The following is a 19,642-nucleotide window of genomic DNA, read 5'->3' on the forward strand; positions in this document are numbered from 1 at the left end:
TGTTATTTCGGCGAACGCATTTGTTATTTCGGCGAACCCATTTGTTATTTCGGCGTGTCCATAACACACGATATAGCAATCCTATTTGATTTGTGAAAATCTTTTGGCTCAGATCCCCGACTTCTCTTACCCCACCCTAACCCTCCCCGATGTATTGGGGAGGGAACGAGAATCTCTTGTTTCCCCCCAATGCATCGGGGGGATTAAGGGGGGTAATTCGACTTGTGTGTACACCGTAGCCTTAGTAAGGAGAGGGATGTCCGATAGGACTCTTTGAGGTTTTGGAGGACTTTTGGGTAATCGGATAATTTGTGTGTACACCGTAGCCTTTTAAAAGAGAAGAATGGAAGTGAGGTAAGAATATTAAGTCGCACATCGCGTTAAATTCTTCTTCAATACATTTTGACTATGTCAAGTTGCTTATCATCACCTTTCCAAGCTGTTTCTAATTCGGCTTTGACAAGTTGAGCGGCGTTATTTTTGCCCAGTGCCTCTAAACTTGCCTGCAAGCCAAATAGAGAACGCCCATTATGGGGATACTTTTCTAGATCAGCACGAAAGACTTTCTCAGCCTCTTTATAGTCACCCTTAGCCAAAAGCACACTGCCTAAAGATTCCCGCGTCGGAAAGTACCAGTCTGGTGGTTCCACGTAATCAAGGGTATCTTCTACTGCCACTGCTTTTTCTAGCAATAAAATGGCAGATTCATAATCATGCTTTTCTTTAGCAATTTTTGCGTCTAAAACTTTTGAGGCAATGTCTAAAATGCGACTGGCAGGACTGAAGCCAATGGTTGCTACGGTGGAAATTCCCTGTTTGGCGGCAACTAATGCCCGACTTTCACTTGCTGCATCTTCAAGTTTGCCTGTGGCTACACTTGCCATACCGCGAGCAAAATGCCAAAGTGCTGTGGTAGTAGGCAATTTAGCATCGGGGGCGGGAGTTTTTAAGATGGCATCCCAATCACTAAAGCGTGTCTGAATCAGCATTTTGCTGCCCAGGAATCCCTCAAGCATTGGTGCGTACGGGTCAATTGCAGTAGCATTTGCGACTAACGTCTCTGCGGCTTGGAGAGCATCTTTATATTTTCCTGCCATGCTACTGGCCACCATGAGAAAATGTATGTTGTGGTTGTAGTACATCATGGGGTAAGTGCCCTGGACTTGATATTTCTTAATGTAAATATCATCTTGAGCGATCGCTTGCTCGTTTGCTTGCATTGCCCCTTCATAATTTCCTACACGAAAAAAAATATGAGAAGACATGTGTACCAAGTGTCCCGCCGTTGGTGCTAGGCTTGGGAGTCGTTTGGCACTCACAAGCGCCCGTTCTGGGGAAGGTGAGGCTTCCACTGCATGAATATAGTAATGATTAGCTCCGGTATGATTCGGGTTACGTTTGAGAACAGATTCTAAAATAGCCACAATTTCTTCTGTATCTGGCTGTGGCTTGCCATCTTTAGTCCAGTGCTGCCAAGGATGCAAATCCATCAAGCTTTCAGCGTAAAGCGTCGCCGCATCCAAATCATCTGGATAGCGCTTAACTAGGGTTGCCATTGCTTTTGCGTAGTAAAGCGCTAGTTGATACAAGTTGGCATCAGCATCTTGAGAGTAACGTTTTGCTAAGGCGGTAATGTAGTCTCGTTCTTGGGCAGATGCTTGGGTGGAAAGTGCCAAAGCTTGCTGTACCGCTTGGTAAGCAGCTAATTCTCGGTTGGGGTCGATTGCTAAGTTAATATTAGGGCCTAGAGCTAGAGCAATACCCCAATATGCGATCGCCAAATGCGGATCGAGTTTGGCAGCCTGTTGAAAAGAACGCACCGCCTCATCATGATTGAAAGCGTAAATCAAATTTAATCCCTGATCGAAAAACTCTTGCGCTTGGGGATTAGAAGTGGAAACTGGATGGTGAATTGTCCCAACTCCAGATATTAAGGTGTAGGGCTGTTTTACTTGAGCGAGCGCCGCACTAGGAGCGACTAAAGAGAGTACAAGCACCCAAACTATAAATAAGTACTTCATTGTCTATATTCTTTTTCTTCAAGCTTTTTTTCTTAATATCCAAATGCCACAGTTTCTCTAAAGAGGCAATTTGTTGGCAAACAGCAGCGCGGTGTTTTTTATAGATATTAAACCCTGTAAACACAATTATTGGAATAAGGTAAGCGCATCGAAATTATTCTTGACAAAAACCTTAGTTAATGTACTAACTAAAAAATCAGATTTATCCCTTAATTTATTTTCTAGGGGTAAAAGCGATCGCCTACTTAAATCTGTTTTCTTCTTATTTAAATAATCTTAATATAAGCTAAATATTAAAAAATTATCCCTGTTGGGGGGATTGCTCAGGATAAAAAAATGTGGTTTTCTAAAAACGTTAGTACTGAATTCAACTAATTAATCAGGGAAGTTAAAATGTTTATGCCAAAAATTAAAACGCTGCTTATAGCAGCTGCTATTTTGCCATGCTTTATCCAACCAGCATCAGCACATGTTGTCTGGTTTGATTACAACAATGGCGAATATAATGTTTTGTTTGGACATCCAGAAGATGGGCCAGAAACTTATGAAACCTCTAGATTCAAACAAGCAATAGTTTATGATACTAATAAACAAATTCTTCCTTTTGATCTCAATCAAAAACAAGATGCTTTATCTCTAACTGCTGGTAAAAATGTAGCAGCTATCCAAGGTTTTTTTGATAATGGCTATTTTGCCAGATTATCGAATGATCAATCTCTCCGCATTACAGAACAGGAAATTCCCAAGTATGATAATGTTGGTCATTACCTCAAATACACCAAGGCTTTTTATGATTGGTCTGATGATTTAGCCAAACCATTCAATCTACCATTAGAAATTCTACCTCTACAAAACCCTTTAGCTGTTACTCCAGGTGGAAGCTTACTAGTTCAGGTATTATCTGAAGGGAAACCAATTACCGATGATGTTACAGTAGAATATCTAGGTCAAGTAGTAGCAAAAAACTTAGATGGCACTTTTTCCATACCCATTACTCAAAAAGGGCTAGAGCAACCTATTGAAGCTAGCTACTCACTTCCATCTAACGGTAATTTGGCTATTTCTTATGAAACCAGCTTGACAGCACAAAACATCTCTGTCCCAGAACCTTCAGCTTTGTTAGGATTAGGTTTTGTTGGATTACTAGTTTTACACAAAAAGAAGTTACTGCTGAATAAATAGCACGATAATTCTAATTATCATAAAAAGCAGCTATCTATAGCGGCTTTGTAAGGGTAGCACCATACATACCAATAATTTTTTGTCTGCCTACTTTTAGTTTTCGCCAGCTACAGGTAGACGGATAGTAAATGTGCTACCTTTCCCTGGTTCAGATGTCACATCTATTGTGCCTTGATGTGCTTCAATAATGCAGCGAGATAGATATAGTCCCAAACCACTACCAGAACGCTGGTGTTTACCTTGGCGAAATCGCTCGAATAATATTGCCTGGTCTTGTTTAGAAATTCCTGGGCCTGTATCTTGGATATCGATAGTCACAGCTACCGGAGTAGGATAACAGTGAATATCTACAGAACCTTTGTCTGTAAATTTGATGGCATTGCCGATGATATTTGTGAAAACTCGCCGCAGTTCTACGCGATCGCCCATGACGGTGTTTGCAGTTTCACCTCGATCAATATTTACAGTTAATCCTTTTTCTTCAGCTAAGGGAGTTAATTCTTGAGAAACTTCACTAACTAATTCCTGAATATTGCAGGGAGAAATTTTTAAGGTTTTACAGCCCGCTTCATGACGATAAACTTCTAGCAAGGTATTTACCATTTCCAGCAGGTCTTGATTACTGCCAATCATGGTATCAATTATTTCTTGCAATTGTGGCGAAACATCGCAAAACCTGCCTTCTAGCAATAACTTTAATACGCGGTTGGAGGCTACCAGTGGTATGCGTAAATCGTGAGTAAAACGCGAGACAAAATCTGCCCGCAGGTTAGCCATCTGATCTCGTTCGTCGATACTATGCTTGAGGCGCAGGAGCGATCGCACTCGTGCATGTAGTTCATCAGGATCGAATGGTTTACGAATAAAGTCATCTGCACCAGTATCGAGTCCTTCCACAACGCTAGACTCATAGTGAGCCGTGAGCAGCAGAATGGGGATAAATGGCAATGCCGGATTCTGCCGGATGCGTCGAGTAAATTCATAGCCATCTATCTCCGGCATCATCACATCTAAGAGAATTAAGTCTGGCGGGGACTCCTCAACCATAGCCAGAGCAATTTTGCTATCTTCAAATAAGCTAATTTCATAGCCCTCATCTTCTAAGACAGCTTCTAAGACCAGTAAATTATCATAAATATCATCGACAACCAGAATTTTATCTTTTTTGACAGTTTTAGTTAAAGACATGGCTAAATAAAAAAAGAAGTGCTTGGCTATCCCTCGCAAATCTAGTAATAGCTTACTTCACCAGCGCTGAGATTATTAAGGATTCACATTTTCCTTTAAAGTTTCCTAAATTAAAATCTAATTGTTTAAGTAATTTCACGGGTATTTTGTTCAAAAAATGTATTAATATATTGTCTTAACAAAAATCTTAGCCGTCTGATTATCCAAAATATCTGTGTCTGGGTCTTAGGGTGAGCTAGTTTAGTCCCTTTAATTTACATCATCATAGCCACTGCAAGGGCAACTATTTAATGTCACTCACTCTTGCTTGCTACCAGATTTTTAATGAAAAATTGTTTACCATGAAATATCTATCCTGAGATTAATGTATAAAATTTTTTTTGATTGACTTCTTTCTTATTGTCATATCGAAACTCTTGCTTTAGAAAAACTTCCGAGATAAGGTTATTTATGTCTAATGGTAGATGAAGTTAAGGGAATAATACCAACTACATTGCTTTTTGTATAAGATCCCAGATAGAAGAACGAGATTATTTTAATCTGTACTTTAGATAGATAACAGTAAAGTTAAGCAACTATGAATGAAATCAAGATCCTCGTGATTGAAGATCACAACCTTACGAGAATCGGCTTACGGGCTGCCTTACAAACCCAGCCAGAGTTTAACATTGTTGGTGAAGCAGCCAATGCAGCCGACGGCATCAACCTTTTGAAAACTCTCAAGCCTGATGTTGCTACTATTGACATCGGTTTGCCTGACATGGATGGTATTGAGCTAACACGCACATTTAGGCAATATCAAGCAGAGAATGAAGACTATACCACAAAACTGCTAATTTTAACCATGCAAAATAGCGAACAGGCAGTTTTAGCGGCATTTGCAGCAGGTGCAGATTCTTATTGCATGAAGGATATCGAAACTGAGAGACTAGTTGAGGCTGTGCGAACAACTTATGCAGGTAGCTCATGGATCGATCCAGCGATCGCAGACCTTGTACTACACCAAATACGTCAAGATTTCCCCGATGGTAGCAGAGGCGCATCTGGAAAAAGAGTCTTGATTGAAGGTATTGGCCCAGATGTTGAGAAAAGTATAGTCACCTATCCTTTAACTCATAGAGAGATGGATGTTTTAGAGTTGATTGTCGCCGGGTGTGACAATGCAGAAATTGCTAAAAGGCTCTATTTAACAGTCGGTACTGTAAAAACTCATGTTCGAGGTATTCTCAATAAACTTTGTGTTGCTGACCGGACACAGGCTGCCGTCCGTGCTTTGCGGGCTGGATTAGTACCGTGAGCAAGTAAGTAGCCATCATGAACTGCTTACAACAACACATGAAAATTTTTCTTCCCCACTCCCCATTTTTAAGTGCAAGCGGTTAACTGGAAAAAAGATTTATGAAGAATTTGTTACACAGTTTAGTAAAATGACATAATTGACAAACAAATAAGTATTTTTTCTCATATACATGATAGCGGATCAATTTCCCTGGCTTACCGCGATTGTTTTGCTGCCACTCATTGCTTCCCTGCTTATCCCTGTGTTGCCTGATAAAGATGGCAAGCGCGTGCGGTGGTATGCATTAGGTATAGGTATCGCAGACTTCGCCTTGATGTGCTATGCCTTTTGGAAGCATTACGATGCCAGCAGTGCTAGTTTTCAAATGGTGGAAAATTATGCCTGGATGCCTCAGTTGGGTCTTAACTGGGCAGTATCGGTTGATGGACTTTCAGCGCCACTTGTGCTGCTAGCAGGATTTGTCACCACACTCTCGATTTTTTCGGCCTGGCAAGTTGATCACCGACCCCGCCTTTTCTATTTTTTAATGCTGGTGCTGTATTCCGCACAGGTAGGGGTGTTCGTTGCCAAAGACTTGCTGCTATTTTTCATTATGTGGGAAGTAGAGTTGATACCCGTCTACCTACTAGTCTGCATTTGGGGTGGGCAAAGGCGTCGCTATGCGGCTACGAAATTTTTGTTGTATACCGCAGCAGCTTCTATTTTTATTTTAGTGGCAGCCCTGGCAATGGGGCTATACGGCGGCGGTGATATGACATTTGATATAACCGCCCTGGCTAAGAAGGAATATCCCCTTGGACTACAGTTGCTACTTTATGCAGGGTTACTGGTTGCATTTGGTGTCAAGCTTGCTGTTTTCCCAATGCATACCTGGTTGCCTGATGCCCACGGCGAAGCATCCTCTCCTGTGTCGATGATACTAGCTGGTGTGTTGCTGAAGATGGGCGGATACGGACTGATTCGCCTGAATCTTGAGTTGCTTCCCGATGCACACATTTATTTTGCACCGATTTTAGCCATTCTGGGTGTTGTCAATATTATCTATGGTGCATTGAACTCCTTTGCTCAGACCAATATGAAGCGGCGTTTAGCTTATTCGTCGATTTCCCACATGGGGTTTGTGCTGCTTGGGATTGCGTCCTTCACTGATTTGGGAATCAACGGCGCGATGTTGCAGATGATTTCGCATGGTTTGATTGCATCGGTGCTGTTCTTCTTAGCAGGTGTTACTTACGATCGCACCCACACAATGATAATGAAAGATATGGGCGGTATTGGTCAAGCCATGCCCAAAGTCTTTGCCCTGTTTACAATCGGCGCGATGGCATCTCTGGCACTTCCCGGTATGAGTGGCTTTGCTGGCGAACTCTCAGTATTTGTTGGTCTAACAAGCAGTGACGTTTATAGTTCGACTTTCTGCACCGTAACAGTTTTTCTCGCCGCAGTTGGAGTCATCCTCACACCGATTTATCTACTTTCCATGCTGCGAGAGGTCTTTTATGGTCAGGGTGCAGCACTCATTTGCGACATTAATAATGCAGGTTCGGAAAATCAAGAAGATGAGGGAACAGTTTGTTTTGGTACAGATTGCTTAGTACCGGAGGAAGCAGTTTACGACGATGCTAGACCGCGTGAGGTGTTTATCGCTGCCTGTTTTCTGCTGATGATTATTGGTATTGGTTTCTATCCCAAAATGGCGATGCAGATGTACGATGTGAAGACTGTCGCAGTCAATGCTAATCTTCGCCAGTCTTATGCCATAGTCTCACAAACAAATCCTCAGATTTATGCTCAGGGATTCTTGGTTCCGCAAATTTCCGAGGTTGAGGTAGCGCCCGTTTTGGGAACTTTGAAGTAAGCTTTTTGACTAATAGACTTGTCGAAAAGAGCCAAAGCTAAGTATATTTCTAAGGAATAATAGAGCATTGATAGCCGCTCACTATGGGTAGGCTATCAATTCCAAATCATTCTCAGGATCAATACAGTTCAGTTAAGCATTTCTTCCTTCTCTTTGCGTCCTTTGCGTCCTTGGTGGTTCGTTAAAAAAATTGACTTTGCCAAAGGATTTTAGCCTTAACCCAAGCGTATTGTTCTCAGGATGCCCAAGATGTTTTTTCTGGAAAAGCTCCTTTTTTCCAATGTTGCCAAACCTTTACTGCTGCTCGTTGAAAAAATGCCTGCGAGTTTTGCTCTGGTGTTTCTTGAAGTTCTTTAACTTCTCCACTAAATTTATCTATCCACAAACAGCCGAGACGATATTCATGTGGCCCAAAGCGGTAAGTAACGCCGATCTCATCCTCCTTTTCTTTTAGAATCAATACGTAAAAAGCCATAACAGATTAATGTGGTTTATAAAAGTTGCGATACTTCAGTTTTAACTCATTTGAGTTCTGCTGATGTTACTGGGGGACTCCACAAACAACCAGAGCGTTCAGTTGCGTCTCAAGAAAGCGCTTTAAATATTCCATTTATTAAATTAGTTAATATAAATAGTCAATATATAAACTAACACTAACATGATTTTTAAATCATTAGGTAAAATAATATATTAATAAAAAAGAAAATGTAAATACTTCAGATGGGTATGCAAACTACCACAACAGATAATTAGCATCACTAATAAACAAATCAACCCTTTACATGGGATGCTAGTTGATGATTAGTGAGTTTTGCCAATGTCTGTTGTTTCTGCTATTACTGTTACTGTTCCTGCCACAACTGCGAATTTGGGGCCTGGTTTTGATTGCATCGGTGCAGCATTAAAGCTGTACAACGAGTTCAAGTTCACTCGCCAAGAAGGTGGGCTAACTATTCATGTCACTGGTACCGAAGCTAAACGAGTCCAAACTGATAAAAGCAATCTCCTCTACCAAGCGTTTGTCAAGTTCTATCAATATATAGAGCAAACACCGCCAACTGTGAAAATAGAGATTAAGTTAGGTGTACCGTTGGCGAGGGGTTTGGGTAGTTCGGCCACAGCAATTGTTGGTGGGTTAGTTGCTGCTAATCAACTTGAGGGTACGCCTATGAGTCAGTCGCAGGTGATGGAGTTAGCGATCGCAATGGAAGGACATCCTGATAATGTGGTTCCAGCTTTGTTGGGAGGATGTCGTCTTGCTGCTACCAGTGGCGCAGCTTGGGAAATTTGTGATGTTCCCTGGCATAAAGATGTTGTACCAGTTGTGGCTATTCCTGATTTTGAACTTTCCACTTCAAAAGCGCGGGGCGTTCTCCCAAATGAAGTCAGTCGCGCCGATGCGATTTTCAATACGGCACATCTGGGGTTATTGTTGCGCGGCTTAGAAACAGGTAACGCACAATGGTTAAAGACAGCTTTGCAAGATAAGTTGCATCAGCCCTATCGCAAAGCTTTGATTCCTGGTTATGATGCTCTCAACATTGCAGCTGTTAGTGCTGGTGCTTATGGTATGGTAATTAGTGGGGCGGGGCCGACACTGTTAGCTTTGGCGGATAAGTTACACTCAGAGGCTGTGGAGGCGGCGATGTTAGCTGCTTGGCAAGAAGAAGGAATTACAGCCAAGGTGCGATCGCTTTCTCTCGATACCCAAGGCGCAAAAAGCTTTTAAAAAATCAGATGACTATTTTACTCAGCACTTAAAACTCGATTTATGGAGCAAATTCAGGATGATATGGCGGCGCTTAACTCTCAAATTCAGGTTCTCCTAGAAGAACGCGCTGCACTCACTATTAATAATGTAATCTCTGGCGAGAATGATTCACCCCAGGCAATGGTTGAAGCGTATCGCCGTCAAGCCAGAGAAAATGCCCAATTATCAGTTGAACTCCAAGGCATAGATGCGGCGATCGCCGCCCTGGAAGCCCAGATAAAACAAAAACAAACTAAATTAGTGCGTTGGCAAGGTGAATCAAAACAACTTATTCAACAGCAGCAGCTAGAGGAAGCGAAAGAAGTGGCACAGGTTCATGCTGAACGCATTAATCAACTGGCGGCAGAACTGGCAGCAGAAGTCCGTTTTCTTAAAGCTTGTGCCAATCAACTGAGTCCAATGTATTGGCAGATTTATTACAAGCCCTTCATTACTGGGTTCAAGACAATCTCCGTTCCCTATGTCCGCTCTGATGGGGAAGTTTGGACAATTGTCAACCGGATAGTTTAATGCTTTAGCCTCAAGCACTCAGCTAAAACACATCTAATTTGCATAACTAAATTTCATCAAACTCTTGTAGGGTAGGCAGCGTTCGACTGAGCGTCTTTGCACTGAGCAAAGCCGAAGTGTCACGTCGAAGTCTTGCCTGCCCTTGATTGTAAATAGCCTTGACAATTGGGCTTAATCAGAAAATGTAATGATTTCTAACGGTGGCTTTAGCTGCCGTTTTTTGTTGACGTTGCAAAAGTTTACATTTAGAATGGAATCGGCAAAATCCGATAAGTATTTATTCTTATCTTTCCTGAAAAATTGACATTCGATGAGTATATATTCCTGTCAAAAGCGAAAACTTAATCTTTTAGAGTTCAATAAAGTTTACAAAAGTATAAATACCTTAATATAATTTAATTAAAAACGAGAAGCCAAATTGATTGTCAGAAGTGATGAATGCTATTGAATTTCCCTGGCTAACAGCCATAATCCTCTTGCCCTTAGTGGCTACCTTAGCCATCCCCTTAATTCCAGACAAAGAAGGTAGAACTGTCCGTTGGTATGGTTTGGGGGTTGCTTTTGCGGTTACCTGATGCTCACGGTGAAGCATCAGCACCCGGTTCGATGATTTTGGCTGGTGTATTGTTAAAAATGGGTGGTTATGCCCTCATCCGCTTCAATGTGGAAATGTTGCCCAATGCCCATGTGACTTTTGCCCCAGTGCTGGCAATTTTGGGTGTAGTAAACATTGTCTACGGTGCTTGTTGTGCCTTCGCTCAAACCAATCTCAAACGCCGCTTGGCTTACTCTTCAATTGCCCACATGGGGTTTGTGCTGATTGGGATTGCCTCCTACACAGAACTGGGTATTAGTGGTGCAGTGCTACAGATGGTTTCCCACGGTTTGATTGCTGCTAGCTTATTCTTCCTGTCTGGCGTGACTTACGATCGCACCCACACTTTGATGATGGATAAAATGGGCGGTATGGCCAAGGTAATGCCCAAAACCTTTGCTCTGTTTACCATTGGTTCAATGGCTTCTCTCGCCTTACCCGGAATGAGTGGTTTTGTGGGTGAGTTGATGGTATTTCTTGGTATCGCCACCAGTGATGTTTACAGTTCCAACTTCAAAGTTGTAGTTGTGCTGCTATCAGCAGTTGGCGTGATTTTGACACCGATTTATTTACTGTCGATGCTGCGTCAAGTATTCTACGGCGACCAAAATCAAGAGTTACACTTGGATGCTGTAATATCTGATGTCAAACCCCGCGAAATATTTATTACCACTTGTTTGCTATTGCCAATCATCGGTATCGGGTTTTATCCCAAATTAGCAACGCAGACTTATGATGTGAAAGCAGTGGAATTAGCTGCCCATGCTCGTCAAGTTCTACCAGTTATTGCTCATCAGCAACCATCAAGTCTGTACTCACGTATATTCTCTGCACCAACATTAGCTAATTCTCAAGTTGAAAGTTCGATTAATATTTCTGAGTAAATTAACTTCCCATTAAGGGGACTGCAACTAAATTCTAAATATGAGGGGAATGAAGGGGTGGTTACGAAACCACCCCTAAAATTTTGCCAAGATATATCCTGAAGACAGGTGAAGTCCCCAAAAATAAATTATGACCATTAACTTACCTGTAGCCACAGAAATTGTACCAATCGTCTTGCAATTGCAACCTGCGATCGCACTAACTGACGACCAGTTTTATGAGTTTTGTCAGCTAAACCGTGATTTTCACATCGAACGCAATGCTGTGGGAGAATTAGTCATTATGCCCCCTACTGGTTCCGAAACTGATGAACGCAACTTTAACTTAGTTGGGCAGTTGTGGGTATGGACAAAGCAAGATGGTACAGGTGTAGGGTTTGGTTCCAGTGGTGGGTTTACTTTGCCGAATAGTGCGGTGCGTAGGCGTAGCCCGTCGTAGACATCGCCAGATGCGGCGTGGATAAAACGCGATCGCTGGGAAGCCATACCAGTGGAACTGCGAAAAAAATTTGCACCGATTTGTCCTGAGTTTGTGATTGAATTGCGTTCTGAGAGCGATAATTTGCGAGTTTTGCAAGACAAGATGCAAGAGTATATTGATAATGGCACACAACTTGGTTGGTTAATTGATAGAAAACAACGCAAAGTTTTTATTTATCGTCCCAATACTGTGGTTGAGGAATTGAATAACCTTAAGACACTTTGCAGTGATTTTTTACTACCTGGGTTTATTTTAGATTTAAGTCAGGTTTGGTAAGAAATAAATTCAACAATTTAATAGTGTTTAACAGTTCAAGAGCAGTAATTTTAACTTAATTAGATATTTGTAGCGATCACAGACTAATACATTTTGGGCAAACTAACTTAGTAAGCAACCTTTATATCACTAGGTGGAAATAAAAAAATATGAAGTTAAATCTAAACTATAAAGATATGTCAGTTTTATCCTATATTCATCGCAGAAAACTGCCATCAGTGCCTGGCATTTATTACGTAGGTAATTATAATTGCCCAGTTATGTATATCGGTCTTTCACGCAATTTGAAAAAACGCCACATTAATCATCATCGTCAGATACAGTTTGAGAGTATCGATAACCCCGTTATACGCTACCAAATTTTGCCAAAGAATTTATTAGCTAAAATCCCAAACTTGGAAGCAGCTCTAATTAGGTTAGAGAAGCAATCCATAGATTACTATAAGCCACCTCTCAATTACACACCCTTACCAAATCAACCGATATTTAGAACATCACATGGCCCGATTTATATTCAAATCCATAAAGTTAGAGAAGAAGGCTACTGTTTACATTTTGATAGTCAAGATGAGGACGAATTGGCAATAAACACAAGTAAATTATCTTTACTGAGTAGAGCTATCGAAGAACAGCGACCCATATTTTTGATAGCATCTGGGTATTACGAAGATTATGAGATGGCAAATTATCCCAATCTATCTAAACTTACTTCCTACAGCAATGATAGGATTTATCTTCTTGTAAGTCGTTTCGTACCTTATGAAAAAGAGCAGTCTGACTGCCCTGGTTACAATTATATTGTTTATGGGGCAACATCCAAAGTATTTATCAACCCTTATATCATCCTCAATAACAGACTTGGATTTGATGAATTTAGAGGAACCTATTTAAAACTAGGATTTACTAATTGTGAGCGCTCCTCCTTTGTCAAGGAATTGTTGCGTTTAGGCGAATTCAATTTACTTTAGCCTATATATTTGTGTTTCCGTGATGACATAAAGTATTAAAATAGGGACTGAGAAATACATCTCAGTCCCGATAAAAAAGCGGGTTAACCGCTATTTATATGGTTAACCCGTGCAGCTTTGGGAACGCGCAGAGAAATTGTTATTGCAATACCAACTTCACATTGGCGTTTTGCAGACCGCGTTGTTTTACTTCAGCCAAAGTTTTGTTAACGGCATACTTTTGGTTGATGGAGTTGATCAACTCGGTTTGGTTGTGCTTCTTAGCAACTCCCCACAGGTCAGCGATTAGGTCAAAAGAACCATCGCTGTTGCGAGACCAGCCGAGGTCATATTCGCCATCCAACATAGCAACGATGTCAGAACGGACACGCTGACCGTTATAACCACGGACATCAGCTTCAGTCTTTACGCTGATACCGAGGTCGCGCAAGGAAGCCTTGAGGATTTCGGCATCGGTGATTTTGGTACGCAGGGTGCTAAAGTGAGACATTTGGGGTTTCCTCCAATGAGAAGATTGAGAAAAACGACAACGGTTTGTTTTGGGCGAAGCCGCGCTTAACAGGATGCGGCTTTTCTTATAACTGCTAGCATTAAGAGCTAGCCTTTCCCCCTGGGATGGCAGAGGAAAGCTTTTAAAACTCCATTCGCTGATATTCAGCTACGGAGGATGCTGCGGGGCGTGCTCGCTGTCTGGCCCAATCTCTCAGAGCCGTTACTTGTTCTTGCATCGTTCGAGACAGCGGCAATGTTGCCTTCAGTGCAGCAATAATATCTAGTTGGGTGAACTCCCGATCTTGGGCAAAAGCTTCATACATTGCCGCAACGATCGCTTGCTCAACTTCTGCCCCAGAAAAGCCATCAGACATCTTGGCTAGTTGCTCAAGATCAAATCGAGAGATGTCTTCACGGCGCTTGGTCAGATGAATGTTGAAAATCTGCTGCCGTTCTTCCGGTGTTGGCAGATCCACAAAGAAAATCTCATCAAAGCGTCCTTTCCTCAAGAACTCGCCAGGTAAGCGTTCTACTCTGTTAGCAGTTGCCATCACAAACACTGGTGACTTCTTATCTTGCATCCATGTGAGGAAAGAACCGAAAATTCTACTTGAAGTCCCCCCATCTGAATCAGAGGAACCTCCACTACCAGCAAAGGATTTATCCAATTCATCGATAAATAAAATTGCTGGGGAAATAGATTCTGCTGTTTTCAGGGCGTTTCGCAAGTTTGCTTCACTTCGTCCCACCATTGAGCCGTCATAGACTCGCCCCATATCCAACCGCAACAGTGGTAAACCCCACAGTCGGGAAGTAGTTTTGGCTATTAATGACTTACCACAACCGGGAACCCCTAGAATTAACATCCCCTTTGGTTGAGGCAAACCATATTCTCTGGCTCTTTCTGTAAAAGCGTTAGAGCGTTGCTTGAGCCATCTTTTTAACTCTTCTAAGCCACCTACAGCATCAATGGTTTCATCTTCTTCAATGTATTCTAAGATTCCATTGCGCCGAATTAGTTGCTTTTTCTCAGATAAAACGATATCTACTTCATCTTCCGTCAAACGCCCTGTAGTTACCTGCGCCTTCCGGTAGACTTTCTCAGCTTCATCTTTAGTTAGACCCAAAGCTGCCCTAAGAAGCTTTTCTCTGGCTTCTGTTGTCAACCGCCGACCACGATTTTGGTCTACGTGCTGAGTCAGTACTTTATTTAACTCTGCCATATCTGGCAGTGTAAAATCAATAACAACAACTTCTTTTTCCAACTCTATAGGTACTTGTTGCATCGGTGACATCAAAATGATGTTCTTTTGCGTACCTTTAAAGCTAGCGATCGCATCACGTAACGATCTGTTTGTTGCAGGCGCATCTATAAACGGGTGTAAATCTTTAAGAATAAATATACTAGGTTCTTTTTGCCGGATTATCCACTCAATAGCCGCCTCTGGAGACACGGTGTTGTGTTGCGTGACATTCCGGGGTTGACCATACTCCACAATGCCGTGTGTTACTGTCCAAACATATACTCGGCGTTGGGGCTTTAACGACTGGGCGATTGTGGAAACTGCTTGCTCGGCCCGCTCTTCCTCGGAGGTCACAAGGTAGATTAAAGGGTATTGAGCTTGAATTAGGATATTGAGCTCTTCTTTCATACTTCGACCTACTTGAGACCTTATAGAGACAGTAGAGACATTGCTTCTGGTAATAGACAACCGAATCATGAATATCTATTTAGCAAGGAACTAACTCTTCCTCACCCTTGGAATTGGTTTCATCTTTATCCATTTCATCTATGGAAAGATGCTCTTTACCAACTACCCCTGGTTGATTGCCTAAAGTAACCAGTTCCCCATCACGTAAGACTAGTGAACTATCACAAGTCGGGCATGAATAAACTCTATGAGTCCGCCCATAAGTAGAATCTTCTAACTCGTCAACCAATTCTTGATTAGACAGGTAAAAACCAAGGGCACGTTCGGCAAGTTCTGACATTGGCTCGGAATCTACTGCTGAACGAATCTTCAGTTTTCTGTGCAACTCTGGCGATAAATACAAAGTGACCTTTTGCTTAGTTTGCGTTTGCATATAACTCTTTAACGGTCTTACCCGGGTATGTATATCAAGTTATCGGTTCCTTTCTTGGTTGTCAAGACAGTAAAACGTTTTGACGCCAATATTGTTACATTTGTTTACATTTGAGGCTGAAATGCTGTTTATTGAGTGATAAATAGCTGACTACAAACCTCTGAGAATTAATCAGGACTTAAGCACTCAAAACCTGAAACCTCAATTGAAATTAGCGTCAGCTAATTAATGATTGCCTGAGTTGGCTTATTTTTTAACTATTTGGAGCGTAAGCGGATTAAAGTTGAATACCTTTCCGGTTGTAAACAACTGATATCCACAGGAGATGCCAGCGAATGACACTAGCATCGAAAAAAGGGACACTGAGCCGATTACAACACCACTAGCAATAAACAGAGCAATTCCTATGCCAATCAACACCCATCCCAGTTTGCGATTATCGCGCCCACCCCAATTTAGAGCTACTATACCTCCGATACACAGCAAAATTCCAGGTGTGCTGCGTAAGTAGACGCTCACATAAATACTTGTACTTAAAAATGTGACGCCTGCTAGGATTAGTCCTAAGCCAATAAGCTTGCTAGCAAGGATTACTTGTTCCTCTTCTTTACCGATGGTAGGCGCTGTAATTTTTGTGGGCGCGGAATTTGGCAAAGGATTTGTTGTGGCAGATGCAGAGTGCTGCTGCACCCTAAACATAAAAGTTATTTTGTCTCCCTGCCCAAGAGAAATTCTATCTCCTGGATGCAGTGGAAAAAAAACTTGAGGTTGAAGTCTCGCACCGTTAATATATGTGCCATTAGAACTGCCCAAATCGGTGATATGGTATTCATCCCCATTTATCCAAATTTGGGCGTGGATGCGAGATGCCACATCCGAATTTGGTAAGGCAGAAATATCAATATCTGGTAATTTTTGGTCGTTTGGCTTACCGATGCAAATTACAGAAAGATTTGCTGGAAATTGTAAACATGTGTTGGTTTGGAAGTGAAAAAGCTCCAAAGTCAGCTCGGCTGTCTGAGATGTACTGTGCATAAATTGTGTGATAAAGCACTCTTTATAAGTTTCTCTACTGATAACTCAAAAGAGAATGGTAAATATCCTGAATATTATTGAATTTTTAATGAGTGCTTTTTTGGTGCAGTTTATTCAGCAGTTTACGGATTCGGGAATAGCTAGTAAATTGGCGAAGGTATTGATCTGAGTTTCTGGTACTTCTATAAAATCAGTGACTTTGGCAAAATGTGTAATGTAAATGGCTACTGCTAAAAAAATCTGTAGTTTGGGGCGAAGAATTTATCGGTTTGCCGCCAGCGTTAACGGAGTCAGTGCCCTGTTTATAATCTTATGGGGTTGTACTGCAAATGATTTTAACGCCGGAGCGATCGCATGGAAAACTTATAGTAACTCCCGTTATGGCTTTGAATTTCCATATCCGAGTAACTGGACTTCTTTAGCAGCACCAGAAAATGATGATGGAATTGCGTTTATTTCACCACAGAATAACTCCGTGGAAATTCGGGGGTGGGCAAGTCATCAGCTACCGAATGAGCAAGAGTCGGTGAAAAAGATAAAATCCAACTTTCAGACAGCCCAAGGAGTATCTGGGGTGCTGGTTGTAGAAGTTGATCAACGAGTAGGTTCAATGACACTGACACTAACTCAGAGTCAAGTGAAATACTATTGGCAGGGACGAAGCAAGAGCCAAGATTTTCAAGATTACTACCGTTTGTTTTATTACATTGCCCAGCAGTATCGAATTTCAAAGTCTTGAAAGATGGGGCATTGGGCATTTGACTGAGCGACTTGTGCCGAGCAACTTGTACTGAGCATCTCGACTTACCTTGATGGAACCGTAGTCGAAGTAAGCCGAAGTAAGCCGAAGTATTGGGCATTGCGAAAGAGGAGGCAGGAGGCAGAAGTTCTAAAATGTTTGAATTTTTTTAGCGCAGCGTAAAGCCAACTCTTGGAGACGCACTCGCGTTCGGCATGGCAACACTATGAACGAGTTTGCGTACCCCTGCAAGGAAGCAAGCTAGCAAGAGCGTCTCGTAGAGAGCGTCATTTTGAATTTTGAATTGATTTCTCCCCCTGCTCCCCTGCTTCTTCCCCACTCCCCACTTCCCCTAAAATCCACATCTCTCCCAGAATGATGATTGAGAAGGGACAGAAACCTGATAGATTTAGCTATCAGCGAGTAAAAACTGGTGAAGATGAAAGTCCTGGTTATTGGTGGTGATGGATATTGCGGTTGGGCAACTGCTCTTTACCTTTCCAATCGAGGTTATGAAGTTGGAATTTTAGATAGTTTGGTGCGGCGGCACTGGGATAATGAACTTGGTGTCGAAACTCTCACTCCGATCGCACTAATTCAACAACGTCTCCAGCGCTGGCAAGATTTGACAGGTAAATCTATCGATTTGTTCATTGGCGATATTACTAATTACGAATTTCTCCATAAAACATTACAGCAATTTCAGCCAAATGCTCTGGTGCATTTTGGTGAACAGCGTTCGGCCCCATTTTCTATGATTGACCGAGAACATGCAGTTATTACCCAGGTCAATAATGTAGTTGGTACGTTGAACTTGCTGTACGCCATGCGGGAAGATTTCCCCGACTGTCATTTGGTGAAGCTGGGGACGATGGGTGAATACGGTACACCCAACATTGATATCGAAGAAGGATATATCACCATTGAACACAATGGACGCAAGGATACCCTACCTTATCCCAAGCAGCCCGGTTCAATGTACCACTTAAGCAAAGTTCATGATAGTCATAACATCCACTTTGCTTGCCGGATTTGGGGATTGCGGGCAACTGATTTAAATCAAGGTGTAGTTTATGGTGTCTTAACCGAAGAAACGGGGATGGACGAACTATTGATTAATCGGCTGGATTACGATGGGGTGTTTGGTACTGCACTAAACCGCTTTTGTATTCAAGCAGCGATTGGACATCCCTTAACTGTCTACGGTAAAGGTGGACAAACTCGCGGGTTTTTGGATATTCGGGATACAGTACGATGTGTAGAATTAGCGATCGCTAACCCTGCCGAGGCTGGAGAATTCCGGGTATTTAACCAATTTACCGAACAATTCAGCGTCGGCGACTTGGCATTGATGGTGAAAAAAGCTGGTAACGCTATGGGATTAAATGTAGAAATCAATCACCTAGATAATCCCAGAGTCGAGAAAGAAGAACATTACTTCAACGCTAAAAACACTAAATTGCTCGATCTAGGTTTACAGCCTCACTTGCTCTCTGATTCTCTACTCGATTCTCTGTTAAACTTTGCCATCAAATATCAGAAACGAGTTGATCACAAACAAATTCTGCCCAAAGTCTCTTGGCACAGAAGTTAGGGTAAACTCTGCGTGCGGCTGATAACAGAACCTTATTTAACTCAAGTCAGTAATTGGCCAGAAAATGGTCGTCATATCTTAGCACAATATGACGACCATTCAATTGTTGTTTATCAGGCTTATCGTCCAGCTATTGGTGACTTCGCCGCCACCTACCGTTATTTTGGTGGTGAGTTCAGTTTTGAGCGCATGAGTTGGATAAAACCTAACTTCCTCTGGATGATGTATCGTTCCGGATGGGGTACACAAAATGGGCAAGAGGTAGTGTTAGCTATTTGGATTAAGCGTTCGGCAATTGAAGAAATTTTAGCTGCGGCTGTTCATTCCAGCTACGTTCCAGAACTTTATCCCAATAAAAGTGCATGGCAAAGAGCATTGAAGCGATCGCAAGTCCGCCTACAATGGGACCCAGACCATCACCCATCTGGGACAAAATTAGAACGACGCGCTATTCAGTTAGGGTTACGTGGTGAAGTACTAGCTGCTTACGCCAAAGATTGGATTGTGAACATCAAGGACATTTCGGACTTTGTACAAAAACAACGGCAAAACATTAAGTCTGACTGTGCAGAATTGATTACACCACGGGAGACAGTTTACTCTGTGTTTGATACCGAAATACAAAAAAAGCTGGGATTATCTGCCTGTACTGAATAGTTTTAT

17 protein-coding genes and 2 pseudogenes are annotated in these 19,642 nt (G+C 42.0%); 12 read left to right on the forward strand and 7 right to left on the reverse strand.

Annotated elements, in window-relative coordinates:
• Positions 1 to 392 precede the first annotated feature (392 nt).
• Positions 393 to 2,021, reverse strand: coding sequence for a hypothetical protein (locus ACFFAP_RS11725; RefSeq protein ID WP_375511379.1), 1,629 nt, complete (start codon positions 2,019 to 2,021; stop codon positions 393 to 395).
• Between the two features lie 399 nt (positions 2,022 to 2,420).
• On the opposite strand from ACFFAP_RS11725, the gene ACFFAP_RS11730 reads away from it, so the two are divergent.
• Entirely contained in the window at positions 2,421 to 3,203 is a 783-nt protein-coding gene (locus tag ACFFAP_RS11730; protein ID WP_375511380.1) for a DUF4198 domain-containing protein, read from the forward strand.
• Positions 3,204 to 3,296: 93 nt separating this feature from the next.
• On the opposite strand, the gene ACFFAP_RS11735 is transcribed toward ACFFAP_RS11730, so the two are convergent.
• A complete protein-coding gene (locus ACFFAP_RS11735; protein WP_375511381.1) occupies positions 3,297 to 4,391 on the reverse strand; it encodes a sensor histidine kinase in 1,095 nt (364 codons plus the stop codon).
• A 577-nt stretch (positions 4,392 to 4,968) separates the two neighbouring features.
• Between ACFFAP_RS11735 and ACFFAP_RS11740 the strand changes: the two genes are divergently transcribed.
• Together ACFFAP_RS11740 and ACFFAP_RS11745 are read left to right on the forward strand one after the other, a co-directional pair.
• Entirely contained in the window at positions 4,969 to 5,688 is a 720-nt protein-coding gene (locus tag ACFFAP_RS11740) for a response regulator (RefSeq protein WP_375511382.1), read from the forward strand.
• Between the two features lie 172 nt (positions 5,689 to 5,860).
• A complete protein-coding gene (locus ACFFAP_RS11745) occupies positions 5,861 to 7,549 on the forward strand; it encodes an NAD(P)H-quinone oxidoreductase subunit 4 (RefSeq protein ID WP_375511383.1) in 1,689 nt (562 codons plus the stop codon).
• Positions 7,550 to 7,784: 235 nt separating this feature from the next.
• On the opposite strand, the gene ACFFAP_RS11750 is transcribed toward ACFFAP_RS11745, so the two are convergent.
• Entirely contained in the window at positions 7,785 to 8,024 is a 240-nt protein-coding gene (locus ACFFAP_RS11750; protein ID WP_375511384.1) for a hypothetical protein, read from the reverse strand.
• A gap of 342 nt (positions 8,025 to 8,366) precedes the next feature.
• Here ACFFAP_RS11750 and thrB point away from each other — a divergent pair, with 342 nt between their 5' ends.
• From thrB to ACFFAP_RS11780, 6 genes and pseudogenes are all read left to right on the forward strand, one after another.
• Positions 8,367 to 9,278: a homoserine kinase gene (gene thrB, locus ACFFAP_RS11755; RefSeq protein WP_375511385.1), complete on the forward strand. Its 912-nt coding sequence runs from the start codon at positions 8,367 to 8,369 to the stop codon at positions 9,276 to 9,278.
• 42 nt (positions 9,279 to 9,320) lie between these two features.
• The gene (locus tag ACFFAP_RS11760) at positions 9,321 to 9,830 is read left to right on the forward strand and encodes a hypothetical protein (RefSeq protein WP_375511386.1); all 510 of its coding nucleotides are present in this window, start codon (positions 9,321 to 9,323) and stop codon (positions 9,828 to 9,830) included.
• 434 nt (positions 9,831 to 10,264) lie between these two features.
• On the forward strand, positions 10,265 to 10,405 hold the full coding sequence (locus ACFFAP_RS11765) for a hypothetical protein (protein WP_375511387.1): 141 nt from the start codon (positions 10,265 to 10,267) through the stop codon (positions 10,403 to 10,405).
• Positions 10,398 to 11,309: pseudogene (locus ACFFAP_RS11770) on the forward strand (NADH-quinone oxidoreductase subunit M); the annotation flags it as partial. The gene ACFFAP_RS11765 and the pseudogene ACFFAP_RS11770, both read left to right, overlap by 8 nt.
• 130 nt (positions 11,310 to 11,439) lie before the next feature.
• Positions 11,440 to 12,066, forward strand: a pseudogene (locus ACFFAP_RS11775) (Uma2 family endonuclease).
• 149 nt (positions 12,067 to 12,215) lie between these two features.
• On the forward strand, positions 12,216 to 13,034 hold the full coding sequence (locus tag ACFFAP_RS11780) for a GIY-YIG nuclease family protein (protein ID WP_375511388.1): 819 nt from the start codon (positions 12,216 to 12,218) through the stop codon (positions 13,032 to 13,034).
• A 139-nt stretch (positions 13,035 to 13,173) separates the two neighbouring features.
• Here ACFFAP_RS11780 and ACFFAP_RS11785 read toward each other — a convergent pair whose 3' ends face one another.
• The 4 genes from ACFFAP_RS11785 to ACFFAP_RS11800 form a co-directional block, all read right to left on the reverse strand.
• Positions 13,174 to 13,524: a DUF1257 domain-containing protein gene (locus tag ACFFAP_RS11785; protein ID WP_012407317.1), complete on the reverse strand. Its 351-nt coding sequence runs from the start codon at positions 13,522 to 13,524 to the stop codon at positions 13,174 to 13,176.
• A gap of 142 nt (positions 13,525 to 13,666) precedes the next feature.
• Positions 13,667 to 15,178, reverse strand: a complete 1,512-nt coding sequence (locus tag ACFFAP_RS11790; protein ID WP_375511389.1) for an AAA family ATPase — start codon at positions 15,176 to 15,178, stop codon at positions 13,667 to 13,669.
• A gap of 79 nt (positions 15,179 to 15,257) precedes the next feature.
• Complete coding sequence (locus tag ACFFAP_RS11795; RefSeq protein ID WP_375511390.1) at positions 15,258 to 15,611, reverse strand: hypothetical protein; 354 nt, start codon at positions 15,609 to 15,611, stop codon at positions 15,258 to 15,260.
• 246 nt (positions 15,612 to 15,857) lie between these two features.
• Positions 15,858 to 16,646, reverse strand: a complete 789-nt coding sequence (locus tag ACFFAP_RS11800) for an FHA domain-containing protein (protein WP_375511391.1) — start codon at positions 16,644 to 16,646, stop codon at positions 15,858 to 15,860.
• Positions 16,647 to 16,866: 220 nt separating this feature from the next.
• Between ACFFAP_RS11800 and ACFFAP_RS11805 the strand changes: the two genes are divergently transcribed.
• The 3 genes from ACFFAP_RS11805 (at position 16,867) to ACFFAP_RS11815 (ending at position 19,636) form a co-directional block, all read left to right on the forward strand.
• The gene (locus ACFFAP_RS11805; protein WP_375511392.1) at positions 16,867 to 17,385 is read left to right on the forward strand and encodes a hypothetical protein; all 519 of its coding nucleotides are present in this window, start codon (positions 16,867 to 16,869) and stop codon (positions 17,383 to 17,385) included.
• A gap of 439 nt (positions 17,386 to 17,824) precedes the next feature.
• A complete protein-coding gene (locus ACFFAP_RS11810) occupies positions 17,825 to 18,979 on the forward strand; it encodes an NAD-dependent epimerase/dehydratase family protein (RefSeq protein ID WP_375511393.1) in 1,155 nt (384 codons plus the stop codon).
• Between the two features lie 12 nt (positions 18,980 to 18,991).
• Positions 18,992 to 19,636 (forward strand): DUF4291 domain-containing protein, encoded by a 645-nt coding sequence (locus ACFFAP_RS11815; protein ID WP_375511394.1) that lies wholly within the window; start codon positions 18,992 to 18,994, stop codon positions 19,634 to 19,636.
• Positions 19,637 to 19,642: the final 6 nt, after the last annotated feature.

This window comes from uncultured Nostoc sp., assembly GCF_964245575.1.
Lineage (GTDB): Bacteria > Cyanobacteriota > Cyanobacteriia > Cyanobacteriales > Nostocaceae > Nostoc.

Bases quoted from the DNA above. Each gene is read 5' to 3' on its own strand.
- ACFFAP_RS11750 (WP_375511384.1), bottom strand. From the start codon at position 8,024: ATGGCTTTTTACGTATTGATTCTAAAAGAAAAGGAGGATGAGATCGGC.
- ACFFAP_RS11735 (WP_375511381.1), bottom strand. From the start codon at position 4,391: ATGTCTTTAACTAAAACTGTCAAAAAAGATAAAATTCTGGTTGTCGAT.
- ACFFAP_RS11780 (WP_375511388.1), top strand. From the start codon at position 12,216: ATGAAGTTAAATCTAAACTATAAAGATATGTCAGTTTTATCCTATATT.
- ACFFAP_RS11730 (WP_375511380.1), top strand. From the start codon at position 2,421: ATGCCAAAAATTAAAACGCTGCTTATAGCAGCTGCTATTTTGCCATGC.
- ACFFAP_RS11805 (WP_375511392.1), top strand. From the start codon at position 16,867: ATGGCTACTGCTAAAAAAATCTGTAGTTTGGGGCGAAGAATTTATCGG.
- ACFFAP_RS11790 (WP_375511389.1), bottom strand. From the start codon at position 15,178: ATGAAAGAAGAGCTCAATATCCTAATTCAAGCTCAATACCCTTTAATC.
- ACFFAP_RS11765 (WP_375511387.1), top strand. From the start codon at position 10,265: ATGAATGCTATTGAATTTCCCTGGCTAACAGCCATAATCCTCTTGCCC.
- ACFFAP_RS11800 (WP_375511391.1), bottom strand. From the start codon at position 16,646: ATGCACAGTACATCTCAGACAGCCGAGCTGACTTTGGAGCTTTTTCAC.
- ACFFAP_RS11725 (WP_375511379.1), bottom strand. From the start codon at position 2,021: ATGAAGTACTTATTTATAGTTTGGGTGCTTGTACTCTCTTTAGTCGCT.
- ACFFAP_RS11760 (WP_375511386.1), top strand. From the start codon at position 9,321: ATGGAGCAAATTCAGGATGATATGGCGGCGCTTAACTCTCAAATTCAG.
- ACFFAP_RS11795 (WP_375511390.1), bottom strand. From the start codon at position 15,611: ATGCAAACGCAAACTAAGCAAAAGGTCACTTTGTATTTATCGCCAGAG.
- ACFFAP_RS11785 (WP_012407317.1), bottom strand. From the start codon at position 13,524: ATGTCTCACTTTAGCACCCTGCGTACCAAAATCACCGATGCCGAAATC.
- ACFFAP_RS11810 (WP_375511393.1), top strand. From the start codon at position 17,825: ATGAAAGTCCTGGTTATTGGTGGTGATGGATATTGCGGTTGGGCAACT.
- ACFFAP_RS11745 (WP_375511383.1), top strand. From the start codon at position 5,861: ATGATAGCGGATCAATTTCCCTGGCTTACCGCGATTGTTTTGCTGCCA.
- thrB (WP_375511385.1), top strand. From the start codon at position 8,367: ATGTCTGTTGTTTCTGCTATTACTGTTACTGTTCCTGCCACAACTGCG.
- ACFFAP_RS11740 (WP_375511382.1), top strand. From the start codon at position 4,969: ATGAATGAAATCAAGATCCTCGTGATTGAAGATCACAACCTTACGAGA.